Source organism: Nocardia sp. NPDC059228, from assembly GCF_042754245.1.
Classification (GTDB): domain Bacteria; phylum Actinomycetota; class Actinomycetes; order Mycobacteriales; family Mycobacteriaceae; genus Nocardia.
In genome coordinates, this window is the sequence record NZ_JBHZAL010000016.1 from 156414 (window position 1) to 171767 (window position 15354).

General features: G+C 68.5%; 17 protein-coding genes. 11 read left to right on the forward strand and 6 right to left on the reverse strand.

Features of this window, described 5'->3' with window-relative positions:
- Positions 1 to 13 precede the first annotated feature (13 nt).
- Positions 14 to 712 carry an SIMPL domain-containing protein gene (locus tag ACFXKA_RS24415; RefSeq protein WP_354843590.1) on the reverse strand — a complete coding sequence of 233 codons (699 nt, stop codon included), beginning with the start codon at positions 710 to 712 and terminating at the stop codon, positions 14 to 16.
- A gap of 15 nt (positions 713 to 727) precedes the next feature.
- Positions 728 to 1186: an SRPBCC family protein gene (locus ACFXKA_RS24420; protein WP_379429035.1), complete on the reverse strand. Its 459-nt coding sequence runs from the start codon at positions 1184 to 1186 to the stop codon at positions 728 to 730.
- A gap of 261 nt (positions 1187 to 1447) precedes the next feature.
- Here ACFXKA_RS24420 and ACFXKA_RS24425 point away from each other — a divergent pair, with 261 nt between their 5' ends.
- From ACFXKA_RS24425 to groL, 10 genes are all read left to right on the forward strand, one after another.
- Positions 1448 to 1651, forward strand: a complete 204-nt coding sequence (locus tag ACFXKA_RS24425) for a hypothetical protein (protein ID WP_364619699.1) — start codon at positions 1448 to 1450, stop codon at positions 1649 to 1651.
- A gap of 108 nt (positions 1652 to 1759) precedes the next feature.
- Positions 1760 to 3433, forward strand: coding sequence for an FAD-dependent oxidoreductase (locus ACFXKA_RS24430; protein ID WP_354843598.1), 1674 nt, complete (start codon positions 1760 to 1762; stop codon positions 3431 to 3433).
- Between the two features lie 10 nt (positions 3434 to 3443).
- The gene (locus tag ACFXKA_RS24435) at positions 3444 to 4913 is read left to right on the forward strand and encodes an ATP-binding protein (protein WP_354843601.1); all 1470 of its coding nucleotides are present in this window, start codon (positions 3444 to 3446) and stop codon (positions 4911 to 4913) included.
- Positions 4914 to 4930: 17 nt separating this feature from the next.
- On the forward strand, positions 4931 to 5284 hold the full coding sequence (locus tag ACFXKA_RS24440) for a UBP-type zinc finger domain-containing protein (RefSeq protein WP_354843604.1): 354 nt from the start codon (positions 4931 to 4933) through the stop codon (positions 5282 to 5284).
- 113 nt (positions 5285 to 5397) lie between these two features.
- A complete protein-coding gene (locus ACFXKA_RS24445; protein ID WP_354843606.1) occupies positions 5398 to 5829 on the forward strand; it encodes a hypothetical protein in 432 nt (143 codons plus the stop codon).
- A gap of 149 nt (positions 5830 to 5978) precedes the next feature.
- The gene (locus tag ACFXKA_RS24450; RefSeq protein ID WP_379429036.1) at positions 5979 to 6881 is read left to right on the forward strand and encodes an RNA polymerase sigma-70 factor; all 903 of its coding nucleotides are present in this window, start codon (positions 5979 to 5981) and stop codon (positions 6879 to 6881) included.
- Between the two features lie 125 nt (positions 6882 to 7006).
- The gene (locus ACFXKA_RS24455) at positions 7007 to 8089 is read left to right on the forward strand and encodes an NAD(P)/FAD-dependent oxidoreductase (protein WP_379429037.1); all 1083 of its coding nucleotides are present in this window, start codon (positions 7007 to 7009) and stop codon (positions 8087 to 8089) included.
- Between the two features lie 66 nt (positions 8090 to 8155).
- The gene (locus ACFXKA_RS24460; protein WP_379429038.1) at positions 8156 to 8911 is read left to right on the forward strand and encodes a Clp protease N-terminal domain-containing protein; all 756 of its coding nucleotides are present in this window, start codon (positions 8156 to 8158) and stop codon (positions 8909 to 8911) included.
- Positions 8912 to 9018: 107 nt separating this feature from the next.
- Positions 9019 to 9321: a hypothetical protein gene (locus ACFXKA_RS24465; protein ID WP_071343351.1), complete on the forward strand. Its 303-nt coding sequence runs from the start codon at positions 9019 to 9021 to the stop codon at positions 9319 to 9321.
- Positions 9322 to 9546: 225 nt separating this feature from the next.
- The gene (groL, locus tag ACFXKA_RS24470; protein WP_354843619.1) at positions 9547 to 11169 is read left to right on the forward strand and encodes a chaperonin GroEL; all 1623 of its coding nucleotides are present in this window, start codon (positions 9547 to 9549) and stop codon (positions 11167 to 11169) included.
- A gap of 168 nt (positions 11170 to 11337) precedes the next feature.
- On the opposite strand, the gene ACFXKA_RS24475 is transcribed toward groL, so the two are convergent.
- The gene (locus ACFXKA_RS24475; RefSeq protein ID WP_379429039.1) at positions 11338 to 11553 is read right to left on the reverse strand and encodes a TetR-like C-terminal domain-containing protein; all 216 of its coding nucleotides are present in this window, start codon (positions 11551 to 11553) and stop codon (positions 11338 to 11340) included.
- 33 nt (positions 11554 to 11586) lie between these two features.
- Between ACFXKA_RS24475 and ACFXKA_RS24480 the strand changes: the two genes are divergently transcribed.
- Positions 11587 to 11958, forward strand: a complete 372-nt coding sequence (locus ACFXKA_RS24480) for a DUF4386 family protein (protein WP_379429040.1) — start codon at positions 11587 to 11589, stop codon at positions 11956 to 11958.
- 37 nt (positions 11959 to 11995) lie between these two features.
- Here ACFXKA_RS24480 and ACFXKA_RS24485 read toward each other — a convergent pair whose 3' ends face one another.
- From ACFXKA_RS24485 to ACFXKA_RS24495, 3 genes are all read right to left on the reverse strand, one after another.
- Entirely contained in the window at positions 11996 to 12862 is an 867-nt protein-coding gene (locus ACFXKA_RS24485; protein WP_379429041.1) for an SDR family NAD(P)-dependent oxidoreductase, read from the reverse strand.
- Between the two features lie 53 nt (positions 12863 to 12915).
- On the reverse strand, positions 12916 to 14700 hold the full coding sequence (locus tag ACFXKA_RS24490) for an ArnT family glycosyltransferase (RefSeq protein WP_379429042.1): 1785 nt from the start codon (positions 14698 to 14700) through the stop codon (positions 12916 to 12918).
- Between the two features lie 186 nt (positions 14701 to 14886).
- Entirely contained in the window at positions 14887 to 15186 is a 300-nt protein-coding gene (locus tag ACFXKA_RS24495) for a hypothetical protein (RefSeq protein WP_379429043.1), read from the reverse strand.
- Positions 15187 to 15354 lie beyond the last annotated feature (168 nt).

A 15354-nucleotide genomic window follows, 5' to 3' on the forward strand; every position in this document is an offset into this window, starting at 1 on the left:
CGCAGCGGACGAGCTATCCCATATCCCAGGCGACGGTCACGGTGAATGTGACCGTCTGCTGGCCTGGTTCGAGGTTGATGTTCGGTGCGGCGCCCGGGGCGGTGTCCCGGTACATCGGCGTCGGCGTTGCGCCGCTGCCGTTTTCGCTGATGGTCTTGACCGTCTTCAGTTTCAGCCCGGACAGGCCCGCGTACTGCTCGGCGCGGCTCTTGGCGTCGTCGAAGGCTCGCGCGCGGGCGTCGGACAACAGCTTGGTGTTGTCCTCCAGTCCGAAGGCCACCGAGTTGATGCGGGTGTCGTTGCCGCCCGCCTGCACCGCCGCCGACAGGATGCCCGAGGCCTTCGGCAGGTCCCGCACGGCCACGTGCATGGTGCTGGTGGCGCGATAGCCGGTGATGTTGTGGCCGTCGGTGCCGTAGGTGGGCTGCACGGACAGGTCGCTGGTCTTGATGTCCTCGCGCTTGGCCCCGGCCGTGACCATGGCGTCGGTGATCGCCTTGGCCTTGTCGCCGGCCTGGTTCACGGCCGCGGACACGTCGGCCGCGCTCACCTCGGTGCCCAGATCGGCATTGAGCACATCCGGTGTGCCCTGGACCTTTCCGGTACCGGTGACGGTGACCGTGCGGTCGCCCGAGGAGTCGGAGCTGCCGCAGCCGGTGAGCACGAGCGCCACACCGGCCGTGGCGGCGCAGAGCGCTGTCAGTCGTCGCATAGGCCGAACCTACGCTCAGCGCTCCACGGTTTGCTTGATCTTCCCGAGGGTCACCTGCATGCCGTCCTCGAGCGCGCCTTCGAAGGGCTGCTCACCGCCGAAGACGTTGTCGATGGTGAACTGCAGCCATCGCGGCAGCCTGCCGCTGGGGACGTCGCGCCGCTGGACCAGCTTGGTGCCGCCGTCCGCGGTGGGCTCGAGGGTGTAGCTCCAGATGGTCCGGTTCTCGTTCATGCGGAAGGCGATCGCGCGATGCGGCTCGAATCGCACCACCCGGGAGGTGGTCGGGTAGATGTAGCCCTTGGCCTTGTTGAGGTTCACCGTCCAGGTGCCGGTGTGCACGGCGCGGCCCAGCGGCAGCATGCGCAGGGTCTGCGGGCTGAACTCGGGAATGCGCTTGAGGTCGGCGACAACGCTCCAGACCTGCTCGGGTGCTGCCGCGATATCGATGCTGGCTTCGAGAGTTTTCGGCAACGCTGCCTCCGGGGACGTAACGATCGGTACCACGCATCCTAGTTCGGGTGGCGTGGATCACCTTGGCTCCGTGGTGTGGATCACCACACCCACCTGCACGTATGGCCATGTGCCGCCGGTTCATTCCGCGGTTGAAAATCAACTAGATCACATTCTGGGGGTGTTGATGTCCGAAATGTAATGCTCGGCGCACAATGTCGATAGACGAAGCAACAGACACTGCCACCAGCTTTCCGATTGGGAAACGTGAGGTGATCGGCCGTGAACCTGCGTTCGCTCCTGCATCTCGAGACCAAGACGGTCCCGCTCCTCCCCGCCGAAGAGTCCGGTACCGATGCGGAGTCCCCGACGCTCGACAAGTCGACGAAACGCTTCCGCCGCAAGGCCAACGGCGACCTCGAAGAGCGACTCGAGCGATTGCTCACCCCTACCGAGATGGATTTCATTGAGCATCACCGGATTTGAATCGGTGTGCCCAGCATGTACGAGCAAGGACGCAGGTTTGTTCCGCCTGACGCGAACATGGCACGGTCTGGCCTTCGCGGTCTTGCGTCGTCAGCCCATACTCGTTAGGTGACTTCACCAGCTACCGCGAAGCCGGCCATCCTCAGCGTCGACGACGATCCCGGCGTCTCGCGCGCGGTCGTGCGGGACCTGCGCCGCCGGTACGGGGCGGACTACCGGATTCTGCGGGCGGAGTCCGGCGCCGATGCGCTCGAGGCCCTTCGCGAGATGAAACTGCGCGGCCAGCCGGTCGCGGTGATGATCGCCGACTACCGGATGCCCGGGATGAACGGCGTCGAATTCCTGGAGCAGGCCATGGACCTGCACCCCTACGCGCGCCGCGTGCTGCTGACCGCCTACGCGGACACCAATGCCGCCATCGAGGCCATCAATGTGGTCGACCTGGACCACTACCTGCTCAAGCCGTGGGATCCGCCGGAGGAGAAGCTCTACCCGGTCGTCGACGCCCTGCTGGAGGCCTGGCGCGGGGACGAGCACAAGCCGGTGACCGAGACCAAGGTGGTGGGCCACCGCTGGTCGGCCCGCTGCTCGGAGGTGCGGGAGTTCCTGGCGCGCAACCAGTTGCCGTATCGCTGGTACCAGGTGGACGAGCCGGAGGGGGCGCGGCTGCTGACCGCGGCCAATGCCACCGAGGACCAGTGTCCGGTCATCATCAATCCCAGCGGCGATGTGCTGATCATGCCCACCGACGCGCAATTGGCCGAGGGCGTGGGCCTCAACACCGACGCCTCCAGCGACTTCTACGACCTGATCGTGGTCGGCGGCGGCCCGGCCGGTCTCGGCGCGGCGGTTTACGGCGCGTCGGAGGGTCTGCGCACCGTGCTGGTGGAACGCACCGCCACCGGCGGTCAGGCCGGGCAGAGTTCCCGCATCGAGAACTACCTGGGCTTCCCCGACGGTCTCTCCGGTGCGCAGCTGGCCGACCGGGCCCGCCGGCAGGCCGTGAAATTCGGGGCCGAGCTGATCACCGCGCGGGAGGTGGTGGCCCTCGAGGCCTGCGGTTCCGCGCGCGTGGTGCGGTTCGCCGACGGCGGCAGCGTCGCCGCGCACTCGGTGCTCATCGCCACCGGCGTCAACTACCGCCACCACCCGGCCCCCGGCGTGGACGAATTCACCGGCCGCGGCGTCTACTACGGCTCGGCCATGACCGAGGCCAGCGACTGCGCCGACAAGGACGTCTACATCGTCGGTGGCGCGAACTCGGCGGGCCAGGCGGCGGTGTTCCTGTCCCGGCGGGCCCGGACCGTGCACATTGTGGTGCGCGGGGCGTCGCTGGAAGCGTCCATGTCGCACTACCTGATTCAGCAGATCGCGCAGATCCCGAACATCAAGGTGCACACCCGCACCGAGGTGGTGTCCGCCGATGGCGACGACCACCTGGAATGGATCGTGCTGCGCAACAACGAGGCCGGCACGGAAGAAAAGGTGGACGCGGAGCGTTTGTTCCTGTTCATCGGTGCGGCGCCGGAAACCGACTGGCTCGAAGGCACCGTCAAGCGCGACGACCGGGGCTACGTGCTGGCCGGACCGGACCTCATGGTCGAGGGCGAACGGCCCGCGGGCTGGGAACTCCCTCGTCCCCCACAGCATCTGGAGACCAGCGTGCCCGGCGTGTTCGTGGCCGGCGACGTGCGGTCGGAATCCGCGAAGCGGGTGGCCTCCGCGGTCGGTGAGGGCGCGATGGCCGTCATGCTGGTGCACCGCTGGCTCGCGAAACAGTAGGAGTAGGTGAATGGGCAACACCCGATTGATCTGCGACCCGAACGAACTGCGGCAGCTGTTCCTGTTCGAGAAGCTCGACGACGAGCAGCTGGCCTGGCTGTGCAAGGACGGCCGGGTCGAAATGTTCGAGCCCGGAATGGTTTTCCGCGAGGGCGACCCGGCCACCTGCTTCTACGTCCTGATGGACGGCGAGGTGCGGCTGACCAAGATGTCGGGCGGCGAGGAGATCGAACTCGTCCGCACCGAGCACGTCGGCTCCTACTCGGGCGCGTGGACGGCCTACATGGGCGACAAGGTCGAACAGACCTACACCGCGTCGTTCTACGTGACCCGGCCGTCGAAGTTCTTCGTGCTGGATGCCGGCACCTTCGCGAAGATGATGCAGGAATGGTTCCCGATGGCGCTGCATCTGCTGGAGGGCGTCTTCTTCGGCAACCGCAATGCCAATGAGCGCATCGGCCAGCGGGAACGGCTGCTGGCGCTGGGTTCCCTCTCGGCGGGCCTCACCCACGAGCTGAACAATCCGGCCGCCGCCGCGGTGCGCGCCACCTCCTCGCTGCGCGAGCGGGTCGCGGGCATGCGGCACAAGCTGAAGATGATGGCGCACGGCAAGTTCAACTCCGAAACCTTGGAGGCGCTGGCCCAGCTGCAGGAGGAGGCGGCCGCCCAGGTCGCCAAGGCCCCGACGCTGACGCCGCTGGAGGCCGCCGATCGCGAGGACGAGCTGGGCGACTGGCTCGAGGACCACGGCGTCGCCAATGGCTGGGACATCGCGCCGAACTTCGTGCAGGCGGGATTCGACATCGACTGGATGGAGAAGGTGCACGGCACCCTGTCCGGTTGTGGCGGCGATGTTTTCGAGGCGGCCATGCGCTGGCTCAACTACACGGTCGAGACCGAGCTGCTGATGAACGAGATCACCGACTCGACCAACCGTATTTCCTCGCTGGTGAACGCGGCCAAACAGTACTCGCAGATGGACCGGGCCCCGTTCCAGGTGGTGGACCTGCACGAACTGCTGGACAGCACGCTGGTCATGCTGGCCCGCAAGATCGGCGACGACATCGCGGTGGTCAAGGAATACGATCCGGCGCTGCCGCCGGTGCCGTGCTACGCCGCCGAGCTCAACCAGGTGTGGACCAATCTGATCGACAACGCGGTCTCCGCCATGTCCGGGCGCGGCACCCTCACCGTCCGCACCTATCGTGAGAACGACTGCGCCGCAGTGGAAATCGGCGACACCGGACCCGGCATCCCGGAGGAGATCCGCACCCGCATCTTCGAACCGTTCTTCACCACCAAACCGGTCGGCGAGGGCACCGGGCTCGGGCTGGACATCTCGTTCCGGATCGTGGTGAACAAGCACCGCGGCGACATCCGGGTCGAATCCGAGCCCGGGAATACGCGTTTCATCGTCCGACTGCCGCTCGAGGCAGCCGCTCCCGACGCAGCGCAGTCCGCTCTCGAAGCAGCGCAGTAAACGACGGAAGGCAACTGATGACCGAAAAGATCGAAGGCATCGACCCCAGCATCGCGCCCAGCGGATCCGGTTGCGTCGAATGCGATGCCGCCGGCGGCTGGTGGGTGCACCTGCGCCGGTGCGCGCAGTGCGGGCACATCGGCTGCTGCGACATGTCGCCGAACCAGCACGGCACCAAGCACTTCGAGAGCACAGGGCACCCCTTCATCCAGAGCTTCGAGCCGGGTGAGGACTGGTACTACAACTTCGAGAGCAAGGAGATGTACGAGGGCGGCCCGGAACTCGCGCCGCCGCACGCACATCCGCTGGACCAGCCGGTGCCCGGCCCGCGCGGCCGGGTGCCCGCGGACTGGCAGCAGCATCTGCACTGACGAAAGCCGCGGGCCGGAACTTTTTCTACCGGGAGTCGCCGGGGCCGGGTACGCTGCTGCGAGCGCCGGGCCGGTCCGGTGCTGGCACTCTCGGGAAGTTCGGAAAGCAGGGTATGAAGCGTCTTTCGATCGTCGCCCTCGCCGCCGGTGCGATGGCGTTGACTCTCGCCGGTTGTGGTTCGGACAAATCCAGTGATACGAACGGCCTGAAGCAGGCCGGGACCACCACTGCGGCCAGAACCACCAGCGCGGGCGCTTCCACCACCGCCGCGGCCCCGGTGCAACCGCCCACCGAGGCGCCCACCAGCGCCACCGCGGCCAAGAAGACGGCCGCGCCCGCCGGCGCCCAGACCACCTGCGGTGACTTCCGCGACCTCACCGAGGACGTCGAGAAGCAGGTGATCGATCAGGTCCTGGCCGCCAATCCGGGGTCGTTCCTGGACGGCAGCCCGAACGTGGCGCTGGGTACCGCCAAACTGGCCTGCCTGGCCTCGACGTATGCGAATACGCCGGTCGCGGTGGCGATCCGGGTGGCGCCCAAGTAGTTTCGCGCCGATTCGCGGTCAGGCGGCATTGGTTCCCCGGCGGGCGCGGACCCCACCCGGGTGGCGGGTGGCGGGTGGTCACCGTGGTGGCTCGCGGCGGCAGGCGTATCGTCCTCAAACGATTGCGTAGGACGAGAACTGGGGCACCGATGGACGCGAACGGGCTGGCCGAATTCGAACGGCATCGGCCGCGCCTGTTCGCGCTCGCCTACCGGATGCTCGGCTCCGCCGCCGAGGCCGAGGACGCCGTGCAGGAGACCTACCTGCGCTGGGACGGCACCGATCGCGCCGGAATCCGCTCCGCGGAGGCCTGGTTGACCACCATCCTGGTGAACCTCTGCCGCACCTGGCTGGATTCGGCCCGCGCCCGCCGCGAGACCTACGCCGGCCCCTGGCTGCCCGAACCGGTCCCGACCGGGCACGGCGAACTCGGTCCGCTGGAATCGGCGGAACAGCGCGAACTGGTGTCGATCGCCTTCCTGACACTGGCGGAGCGGCTCAGCCCCACCGAGCGCGCCGTCTTCGTCCTGCGCGAGGCCTTCGGCTACGCGCACCGCGAGATCGCCGACATGCTCGAACTCACCGAGGCCAATGCACAGCAGGTGTACCGCCGCGCCACCCACCGCGTGCACGAGGAGCGCCCGCGCTTCGAACCCGCCCCTGCGCATGCGCGCGAACTGGTCGAAAAGTTCCTCAGCGCAGCGCAATCCGGTGATCTGGCCGCGCTCGAGGCCATGTTCACCGCCGATATCGTCGCCGTCGCCGATGGCGGCGCGAAGGTCCATGCGGCCAAGCGGCCCATCGTCGGCGCCGCGAATGTGGCCCGCTACCTGGTGGGGCTGTTCAAAAAGGTGCCGGGTCTCACCTTCACGGTCGAGGAGGTCAATGCCGCGCCGACGTTCGTGGCCCGGCTGGCGGGGAGCGTGATGGGTACCGTGTCCGCCGACTTCGACGGCCCTTCGATCGCCTCACTCCAGCTCGTGGTGAACCCGGACAAGCTGGCCTATCTCGTGCGTGCCGAGCAGCGACTCGCTGACGAAACCGCTGGATAGCGGCGAATCCCTCGCCGCGAATTCGCGGGTGACGCAGGGCACACCCGGAATCTGTCAGGGATCGCGGGGCTGTCCGGTCTAGAGGGTGTCGGCCACCGAGCGGGGGCCGGGTAAGGAGCACTCTCATGACCGGGCAGCATCGAATCGTCGTACTGGGCGCGGGTTATGCGGGGCTGGCCGCCGCGCGGCAGGCGGTGAAGGCGAAGGGCGCGCGGGTCACCGTGATCGACCTGCACACCGAATTCGTCGACCGGGTGCGGCTGCATCAGGTCGCCGCCGGTCAGGACGTGCCGCGCTGGGAACTGCGGAAGACCCTGGAGGCCAAGGGCATCGAGTTCGTCGCCGGCCGCGCGGAACGGGTCGACACCGCGACCCGCCGCGTCGGACTGGCCTCCGGCGGAGTCGTCGAATACGACTCGCTGATCTACGCCCTCGGCAGCCGGGCCGACCTCGGCATGGTGCCCGGCGCCGCCGAATTCGCCCACACCGTGGCGACTTCCGAGGATGTGCGCCGGATCCCCGCGCTCACCGGCCGGGTCGCCGTGGTGGGTGGCGGCCCCACGGGCATCGAGACCGCCACCGAACTCGCCGAATCCCGGCCCGACCTCGAGGTCCTGCTGGTGAGCGCCGACGAACCGGGAGGCTGGCTGATTCCCAAGGCGGCCGCGCACATTCGCGCCGTCCTGGACCGCCTCGGCGTCCGCGTGCACGTCGCCAAGGTGGCGGCGGTGACCGCGGCCGGACTCGAGCTGGTCGACGGCGAGCGCATCGCCGCCGAGACCGTGCTCTGGACAACGGGTTTCACCGTGCCGGAGGTGGCGGCCCGCTCCGGCCTGCCGGTGGACGCGCGCGACCGCGTCCTGGTCGACGAGCAGCTGCGGGTGCAGGGCATCCCGGATGTGTACGCGGTCGGTGACGCGGCGATCATGCTCGGGCACAACGGCCGCGAGGCGCGGATGTCCTGCCAGGCCGCGCAGCCCGCGGGCAAGTACATCGGTGCGGCGGTGGCCGCTCGGGTGCGCGGGAAGACGCCGGCGCCCTATCGGGTCCGTTTCGTGCTGACCTGCGTCAGCCTGGGTCGTCGCGACGGTGTCGTCCAGTTCATGCACGCCGACGACTCGAATGGCCGCACGGTGCTGACCGGTCGCACGGCGGCATGGATCAAGGAGCAGATCGTGCGGGCAGTGGGCCGGGCGGCGAAGCTCTGAGCCCACACCCGGACTATCGTCAACTTAAGGTTGACCATCGCAGTATGGTCAACCTACAGTTGACGCATGACGAACTCCATCCGCCTCGACGATCTGATCGACGGCATCAAGAAGGCCCGTCCCGACGACGTCCTCGAACAGCTCTCCGACGCCGTGGTCCTCGGCAACCACATCGGCGAGGTGGCCGACCATCTGATCGGCCACTTCGTCGACCAGGCCCGCCGCTCCGGCGCGTCCTGGACCGATATCGGCCAGAGCATGGGCGTGACCAAGCAGGCCGCTCAGAAGCGCTTCGTCCCCAAGGCTCCCGTCGACCCGGGCCAAGCCGCCGCCCTCGACCCCAGTGCCGGGTTCGCCCGCTTCACGCCGCGCGCCCGCCACGTGGTGATGGCCGCCCAGGAGGAGGCCCGGGCCGTCGGCAATCTCGAAACCCGTCCCGAGCACCTGATCCTGGGCCTGCTGGCCGAGCCGGAATCCCTCGCCGTGAAGGTCATCGAGGCCAGGGGCGTCTCGGCCGACGCCGTCCGCCGGGTGGCCACGGCCGCCCTCCCCGCCGCCACCGGCGACCCGGTGCCCGCGCTCATCCCGTTCGACGCGCAGGCCCGCAAGGCCCTGGAGCTGACCTTCCGCGAGGCCTTGCGAATGGGTCACAACTACATCGGCACCGAGCACCTGCTGCTCGCCCTGCTGGACCAGGAGAACGGCGCGGGCATCCTGTCCGGCCTGGGGCTGGACAAGGACTCGGTGCAGGCCGATATCGCGGACCTGCTGAGCTCGCTGCCGGTGCCCGGCGTCACGGCACCCGCCCCCGGCCCGCAGTAGTCGGCGTGTCGCTCCACCATGCTGCCGACCTGGTGATGTAGGGCTCGCGAGCATCCCCGCGTCACCGGGTCCGCTGGTGTGCATGATGCGGCAGATACGATTGTGGAATGGCGGGCGACGAGGGTTCCGACCTAGTTGCGGGGGAAAAGCGCGCCGATCTGCTGCGCGCGCTCAGTTATGTCTCCACCGAGGACACGCCGGACGGCGGCTACATCGTGAACGGGGACCTCCCACCCGAGGTCGCACCACCGTTCATCCGGGCCATCATGCGAATCGAAGCCGAACTCCTCCTCCAGGATGCCGAACTCGTCACCGTCGAGCACGGCGAGCCGCGGACTCCGGAGGAACGTCGTACCGACGCCCTGATCGCCCTGCTGCTGCGTGTAGACGACCGCTCCCACTTCTCGTAGTCCTCGTGGGATCAGGGCCGCCGAGAGGACTCGTGCGGCCATCTCCCCAACCTTGCACTCGTCTGGGGCGAGTGCTAAAAAGGGATTTGGCACTCCGCACCTGCGAGTGCTAGGTCGGAAACGGTGAGACCGGGCTGTATTTGACCAAATGAGCCGGGTCGTCCGTCGCGGGCACCGAACCTGACCAGATCATGCCAATCCCCTGATCTGGAGGATCTCAACGCAATGGCCAAGACAATTGCGTACGACGAAGAGGCTCGCCGCGGACTCGAGCGTGGCCTGAACAGCCTCGCCGACGCTGTCAAGGTGACCCTGGGCCCCAAGGGCCGCAACGTGGTGCTGGAGAAGAAGTGGGGCGCCCCCACCATCACCAACGACGGTGTCTCCATCGCCAAGGAAATCGAGCTCGAGGACCCGTACGAGAAGATCGGCGCGGAGCTCGTCAAGGAAGTTGCGAAGAAGACCGACGACGTCGCGGGTGACGGCACCACCACCGCCACCGTGCTGGCCCAGGCGCTGGTCCGTGAGGGCCTGCGCAACGTGGCCGCCGGCGCCAACCCGCTCGGCCTGAAGCGCGGCATCGAGAAGGCCGTCGAGGCCGTCACCGCCAAGCTGCTCGACACCGCCAAGGAGGTCGAGACCAAGGAGCAGATCGCTGCCACCGCCGGTATCTCGGCGGGCGACTCGTCCATCGGTGAGCTGATCGCCGAGGCCATGGACAAGGTCGGCAAGGAAGGCGTCATCACCGTCGAGGAGAGCAACACCTTCGGCCTCCAGCTGGAGCTGACCGAGGGCATGCGCTTCGACAAGGGCTACATCTCCGGTTACTTCGTGACCGACCCGGAGCGTCAGGAAGCGGTCCTCGAGGACCCGTACATCCTGCTCGTCGGCTCGAAGATCTCGACCGTCAAGGACCTGCTGCCGCTGCTGGAGAAGGTCATCCAGGCCGGCAAGCCGCTGCTGATCATCGCCGAGGACGTCGAGGGCGAGGCCCTGTCGACCCTGGTCGTCAACAAGATCCGTGGCACCTTCAAGTCCATCGCCGTCAAGGCCCCGGGCTTCGGTGACCGCCGCAAGGCCATGCTGGCCGACATCGCCATCCTGACCGGTGGCGAGGTCATCAGCGAAGAGGTCGGCCTCTCCCTGGAGACCGCCGGTCTGGAGCTGCTGGGCACCGCCCGCAAGGTCGTCATCACCAAGGACGAGACCACCATCGTCGAGGGCGCGGGCGACCCGGAGGCCATCAAGGGCCGCGTGGCGCAGATCCGCACCGAGATCGAGAACTCGGACTCGGACTACGACCGTGAGAAGCTGCAGGAGCGCCTGGCCAAGCTGGCCGGCGGTGTTGCCGTGATCAAGGCCGGCGCCGCGACCGAGGTCGAGCTCAAGGAGCGCAAGCACCGCATCGAGGACGCCGTCCGCAACGCGAAGGCTGCCGTCGAAGAGGGCATCGTCGCCGGTGGTGGCGTGGCGCTGCTGCAGGCCGCCCCGGCCCTGGACGCCCTGTCCCTGTCGGGTGACGAGGCCACCGGCGCGAACATCGTCCGCGTCGCGCTGTCCGCCCCGCTGAAGCAGATCGCCTTCAACGCCGGCCTGGAGCCGGGCGTTGTCGCCGAGAAGGTCTCGAACCTCCCGGCGGGCCACGGCCTGAACGCCGAGTCCGGCGAGTACGTCGACCTGCTGGCCGCCGGCGTTGCCGACCCGGTCAAGGTCACCCGCTCGGCCCTGCAGAACGCGGCCTCCATCGCGGCCCTGTTCCTGACCACCGAGGCCGTCGTCGCCGACAAGCCGGAGAAGGCCGCCCCCGCGGGCGACCCGACCGGCGGCATGGGCGGCATGGACTTCTGAGTCCTGCCTTCCGGCAACACATCTGAAGAACGAGGGCCCGGCCACCGGACGGTGGCCGGGCCCTCGGCTATGTGCGGGTAAGGGGCCGGAAGGGGAACCGCGATCGGCACGCGGTGGCCGGGCACAGTCGTGTGAGGGTGCCGCACAGGCCGATTCGCTTGTGTCGGATCAGCGTTCGGCGGGGAGGCCGACGAGGTCGGCCATGAGGTTCATGTGGTGGGTGAAGTAGTCGGCGACGGCTTCGATGGTGCCGTCGAGGCGGCCGAAGATCTCGAAGGTGATCAGGCCGAAAAGCTGTGTCCAGGCCAGGAATACGCGGTCGAGGACGTCGTCGGGGAGGTCGGACGACTGCTGTTCGATGAGGGTGCGCAGGTCCGCGCGCACCGGGGCGGGGAGGGGAGTGGGCAGGGGTACGGGGTGGAGGCGGCCGCCGGCCTGCTGCGCTGGCCACTGCTGGTGCCGGGTCTCGCGGACCGCGCCGCGTCCGGAAGTGGCTCCGCCGCAGCGGAATTCGAGCCCTGGAATCGCTTGCTGGGTACGGCGCTCGGTGAGATGTGCGGCTATTCGCTGACCGCCGCCTGGACGGTGCTGGCGGCATCGGCTCTGCGGCACCGGAGTTTTCCGCGCTGGTTCGCGGTGCTCGGAACAGCGGCGGCGGCCCTGATCCTGGCCGGTGTGGTGGCTCCGTGGCAGGTGCCGGGCGCGCAACAGGCGAATTTCGCCGGGTACGTGCTGTGGAGCGGATGGCTGCTGGCCTTGGCCGCACTGTGGGGCCACCGGTCCGCGTGACGGTTTCCCGGGGTGTCGGCGCGCCCCGGGGCGCTGGTCACATGCCTTGCCGGAAGCGCGCGCTGCGGATGCTGTCGGCACGTTCGGGCAGGACGCTGTCGATGAGCGCGGTGACTCGGCCCATGACCGGGGCGAGTCGCCGCGGCCGGTCGGTGATGGCGTCGCAGATGATCTGCCCACCCTCTTCGGGGGTGAGGGCGTCGGCGTTCTGGTAGACGGCGTTGGGGGCGATCATCGGGGTGCGGACGAGGGGGAGATAGACGGAGGTGAAACGCACGTTCTCGGTGTGGGTTTCGGCTTGGAGGCTGGTGCTCAGGGAGTCGAGGGCCGCTTTGGACGCGACGTAGGCCGCGTAGCCCGGGCCGCCATAGAGGTTGGCCAGGGACAGGATGTTGATGATGTGGCCGTCGCGCCGGTCCCGCATGCCGGGCGCGAAGGCGAGGATGAGGCGGACGGCCGCGAAGTAGTTGAGCCGCATGGTGCGTTCGTAGTCGTGGAAGCGGTCGTAGGACTGGTCGAGCGGGCGGCGGATGGAGCGGCCGGCATTGTTGACCAGGATGTCGACATGGCCGTGGTCGGCGAGCACGGTGGCGGTCATGGCGTCGAGGGCGTCGAAGTCGTTGAGGTCGCAGGGGTAGGCGACGGCCTTGCCGCCCGCGGCCTCGATATCGGCGACGGCCTGTGCGAGTTCGTCGGCGCGGCGCGCGACCAGCAGCACGGTGGCTCCGGCCGCGCCGAGTTGGGCGGCGGCTACGCGTCCGATGCCGGAGGAGGCGCCGGTGATCAGGACGGTGCGTCCGGTGGCGGCGTCCGCGAGGGTGCGGTTTCGCCGCAGCCGCGCGAGGTTCACCTGGGTGTCGAGGCCGTGCTTGATCTTGTGAATCAGCCCGCTGATGTCCTGCATGGTCAGTGATGCTAAGTGCCGCACAGTGATTCGGGACCGTTTCGGTTTCGCTGTCAGTGGCGGGCACAGGTGTAGGCGAGTACCGCGGCGCCGTCCCCGCCGCCGGGCAGTGCGCGGCAGTGTTGCCGGATCCAGGTCACACGGTCGTCGTCGGCGGCGGGCGTCACCAGGACCAGTCCGACCTCGCCGGCCTCGATCATGCGGGCGACCCCGGCGGTGGTGGGCACCGGGGCCGCGCCCGTGAATCCGCCGATGGCCGGCACCTGTCGGCCGCTGCTCACAATGAACGGCGAGGCCAGCGCGGAGGTGAAGGTGACCAGTGGATATAGCGGGTGGCCGGGCGTCTTGGCGAGCTGTGCGTCGAGTTCCCGGGCCGAGGTGAGGGCCGAGGCCATGAAGCCCTGGGTGACCTGCCGGGCTTGCGCCGATTCATAGGGGGTGTCCAGCGGACCGTATCCGTCCGCGACCACCGAGACCGCGGCCGTCGTCGGCGCGGCGAGCGCCGCGACGAGTAGCAGCGCGGTTGCCAATGATTCGCGGACGCGCAGCGCGGCCAGCATGAGCACCACGGTGACGACCACGAGCCCGGCTCGCACCCAGCCGGGCGCGGACGCGGACAGCCACCAGCCGTACGCGGCGGTCGCGGCCACGGCGGCCCACCCCAGCCCGCGCACCCGGCGGTCGTCCGTCTGGCGGAAAGCCTGGGCCCCCATGCCGATCAGGGCCGCGATCGCGGGTGCGAGCACCGCCAGGTAGTAGGGGTTCACCGTCCCGATCATCAGGAAGATCGCCAGGTGGACCATGAGCCAGCCGCCCCACAGCATCAGCGCCGCGGTCTCGCGATCGGTGCGCGGCCGGCGCCGGGCCGCCCAGGCCAGGACGATCAGGCAGACCAGCGCGAGCGGAATCAACCACCCGGTCTCGCGACCGCCGCCGCCCCCGAAGAGATGGTCGAATCGGCTGTCCGGCCCGAGCACCAGCTCCGCGCGGTACCCCGAGCCCTGGCCACCGGTGGTGAAGTTGGCCGACCCCACACTGAATCCGTCATTGGTGCGGCTGGCCGCGTTGTAGACGAAGACCTGCTCGAACAGCGAGTTGTGGTGGCTGCCGTCCACGTACGGCCGATGCCCGGCGGGCAGCAGGCTGACCACCGTCACCCAGCTCAGCGACACCGCCAGCGCGGTCACACCGAACCAGGCCAGACCCGTGATGCGCTGTCGCAGTTCGCCTCTCGGCGCGGCGAGCAGCAGCGCCGCCGCCAGCACCGGGACGATCAGCCAGGCTTGCACCATCTTCGCCTGGAAGGCGAGGCCGATGCACAGCCCGCACCACACCAGATTCCGCACCCGCCCCGACACGATCACGGCCGCCGCCTGATCCGCGGCCAGCACCAGCAGCAGGATCAGCAGGGTGTCGGAGATATTGCCGCGATCGAGCGCGACCACCGCCGGCGCCAGGGCCGCGACCGCCGCCGTGACGAGGGCCGCGTACGGACCGGACAGTCGCCGCACCGCGCGGTAGAGCACGAGCACAGTGAGCATGCCCTCGATGACCTGCGGCAGGAGATACGCCCAGGTGTGCGGCCCGAATACCCGCACCGACAGCGCTTGGATCCAGATCGCGCCCGGCAGTTTGTCGATGCTGATGGTCGCGTCCGGGTCGAAGCCGCGTAGAAGAAGTTGTGCCGGCTCATGCTCATCGAGCGGGCGGCGGCCGAGTAGTAGAGATGTGGAGTCTGTGAGCTGATGCCCCAGGCGTAGAGGATCCCGGCCGTGACGGCGATGCCCAGCAAAGCGGGTCGGGCCCAGCGTGGCTGGTCCGTCGGCCCCCGCAACCATCGTGACCAGTCGGTTCCAGATCGTTCGGGACGTGCGATTACCCCTGTCACAGCCCCAATTTCGGTCCGTTCTCGGTGGGTGTCAAAGGAATTCCACCCGTGGGCGGAGGGCTTGCGGCGGGAATCGTCCGCCCGGCGTATCCGGGGCCCACCGTGGGGTGGATGGTGCGGCCGGACGGCGGTCGGGTCAGCGGTCGGGGTGTCGTGCCGAGAGGGTGACGGCCACATCGATGGGCCGCACCCCGAGCTGTTCGGCGGTCGCGGCGATGGTGGCGTGGATGTCGGCGTCCGCGGTAGGGGCTGGGTCGAAGAGGAGTTCGGCCAATTCGATGGCAGCCAGCGCCTGGGCGCGGGTGAGCAATCGGCCCGGCAGCCAACTAACACGCCAGTCGGTTTCTTTATGGCCGGGAACTCGTTCCGCGAACTCGTCGACAACAGAACTGGTAATCGACCAATCGCAGACGTACACACCGCCAAGGTCGTCCACCCGACCAAGGGTCGCAAGAGCGAGAGCGTGCGAATTGCGTGAATTGCCCCTCTGACCAGCCGATTTGACTTCTGTTCGTAGCAACACGTAACTTATTCCAGGTCAGAGCGACACGGACACCGACCCGGAGCCCCAAGGGCCTGGGAAACGAGGTTGGACGAGGAGCGC

Bases quoted from the DNA above. Each gene is read 5' to 3' on its own strand.
- ACFXKA_RS24415 (WP_354843590.1), bottom strand. From the start codon at position 712: ATGCGACGACTGACAGCGCTCTGCGCCGCCACGGCCGGTGTGGCGCTC.
- ACFXKA_RS24435 (WP_354843601.1), top strand. From the start codon at position 3,444: ATGGGCAACACCCGATTGATCTGCGACCCGAACGAACTGCGGCAGCTG.
- ACFXKA_RS24440 (WP_354843604.1), top strand. From the start codon at position 4,931: ATGACCGAAAAGATCGAAGGCATCGACCCCAGCATCGCGCCCAGCGGA.
- ACFXKA_RS24445 (WP_354843606.1), top strand. From the start codon at position 5,398: ATGAAGCGTCTTTCGATCGTCGCCCTCGCCGCCGGTGCGATGGCGTTG.
- ACFXKA_RS24450 (WP_379429036.1), top strand. From the start codon at position 5,979: ATGGACGCGAACGGGCTGGCCGAATTCGAACGGCATCGGCCGCGCCTG.
- ACFXKA_RS24455 (WP_379429037.1), top strand. From the start codon at position 7,007: ATGACCGGGCAGCATCGAATCGTCGTACTGGGCGCGGGTTATGCGGGG.
- ACFXKA_RS24460 (WP_379429038.1), top strand. From the start codon at position 8,156: ATGACGAACTCCATCCGCCTCGACGATCTGATCGACGGCATCAAGAAG.
- ACFXKA_RS24465 (WP_071343351.1), top strand. From the start codon at position 9,019: ATGGCGGGCGACGAGGGTTCCGACCTAGTTGCGGGGGAAAAGCGCGCC.
- groL (WP_354843619.1), top strand. From the start codon at position 9,547: ATGGCCAAGACAATTGCGTACGACGAAGAGGCTCGCCGCGGACTCGAG.
- ACFXKA_RS24485 (WP_379429041.1), bottom strand. From the start codon at position 12,862: ATGCAGGACATCAGCGGGCTGATTCACAAGATCAAGCACGGCCTCGAC.
- ACFXKA_RS24490 (WP_379429042.1), bottom strand. From the start codon at position 14,700: ATGGTTGCGGGGGCCGACGGACCAGCCACGCTGGGCCCGACCCGCTTT.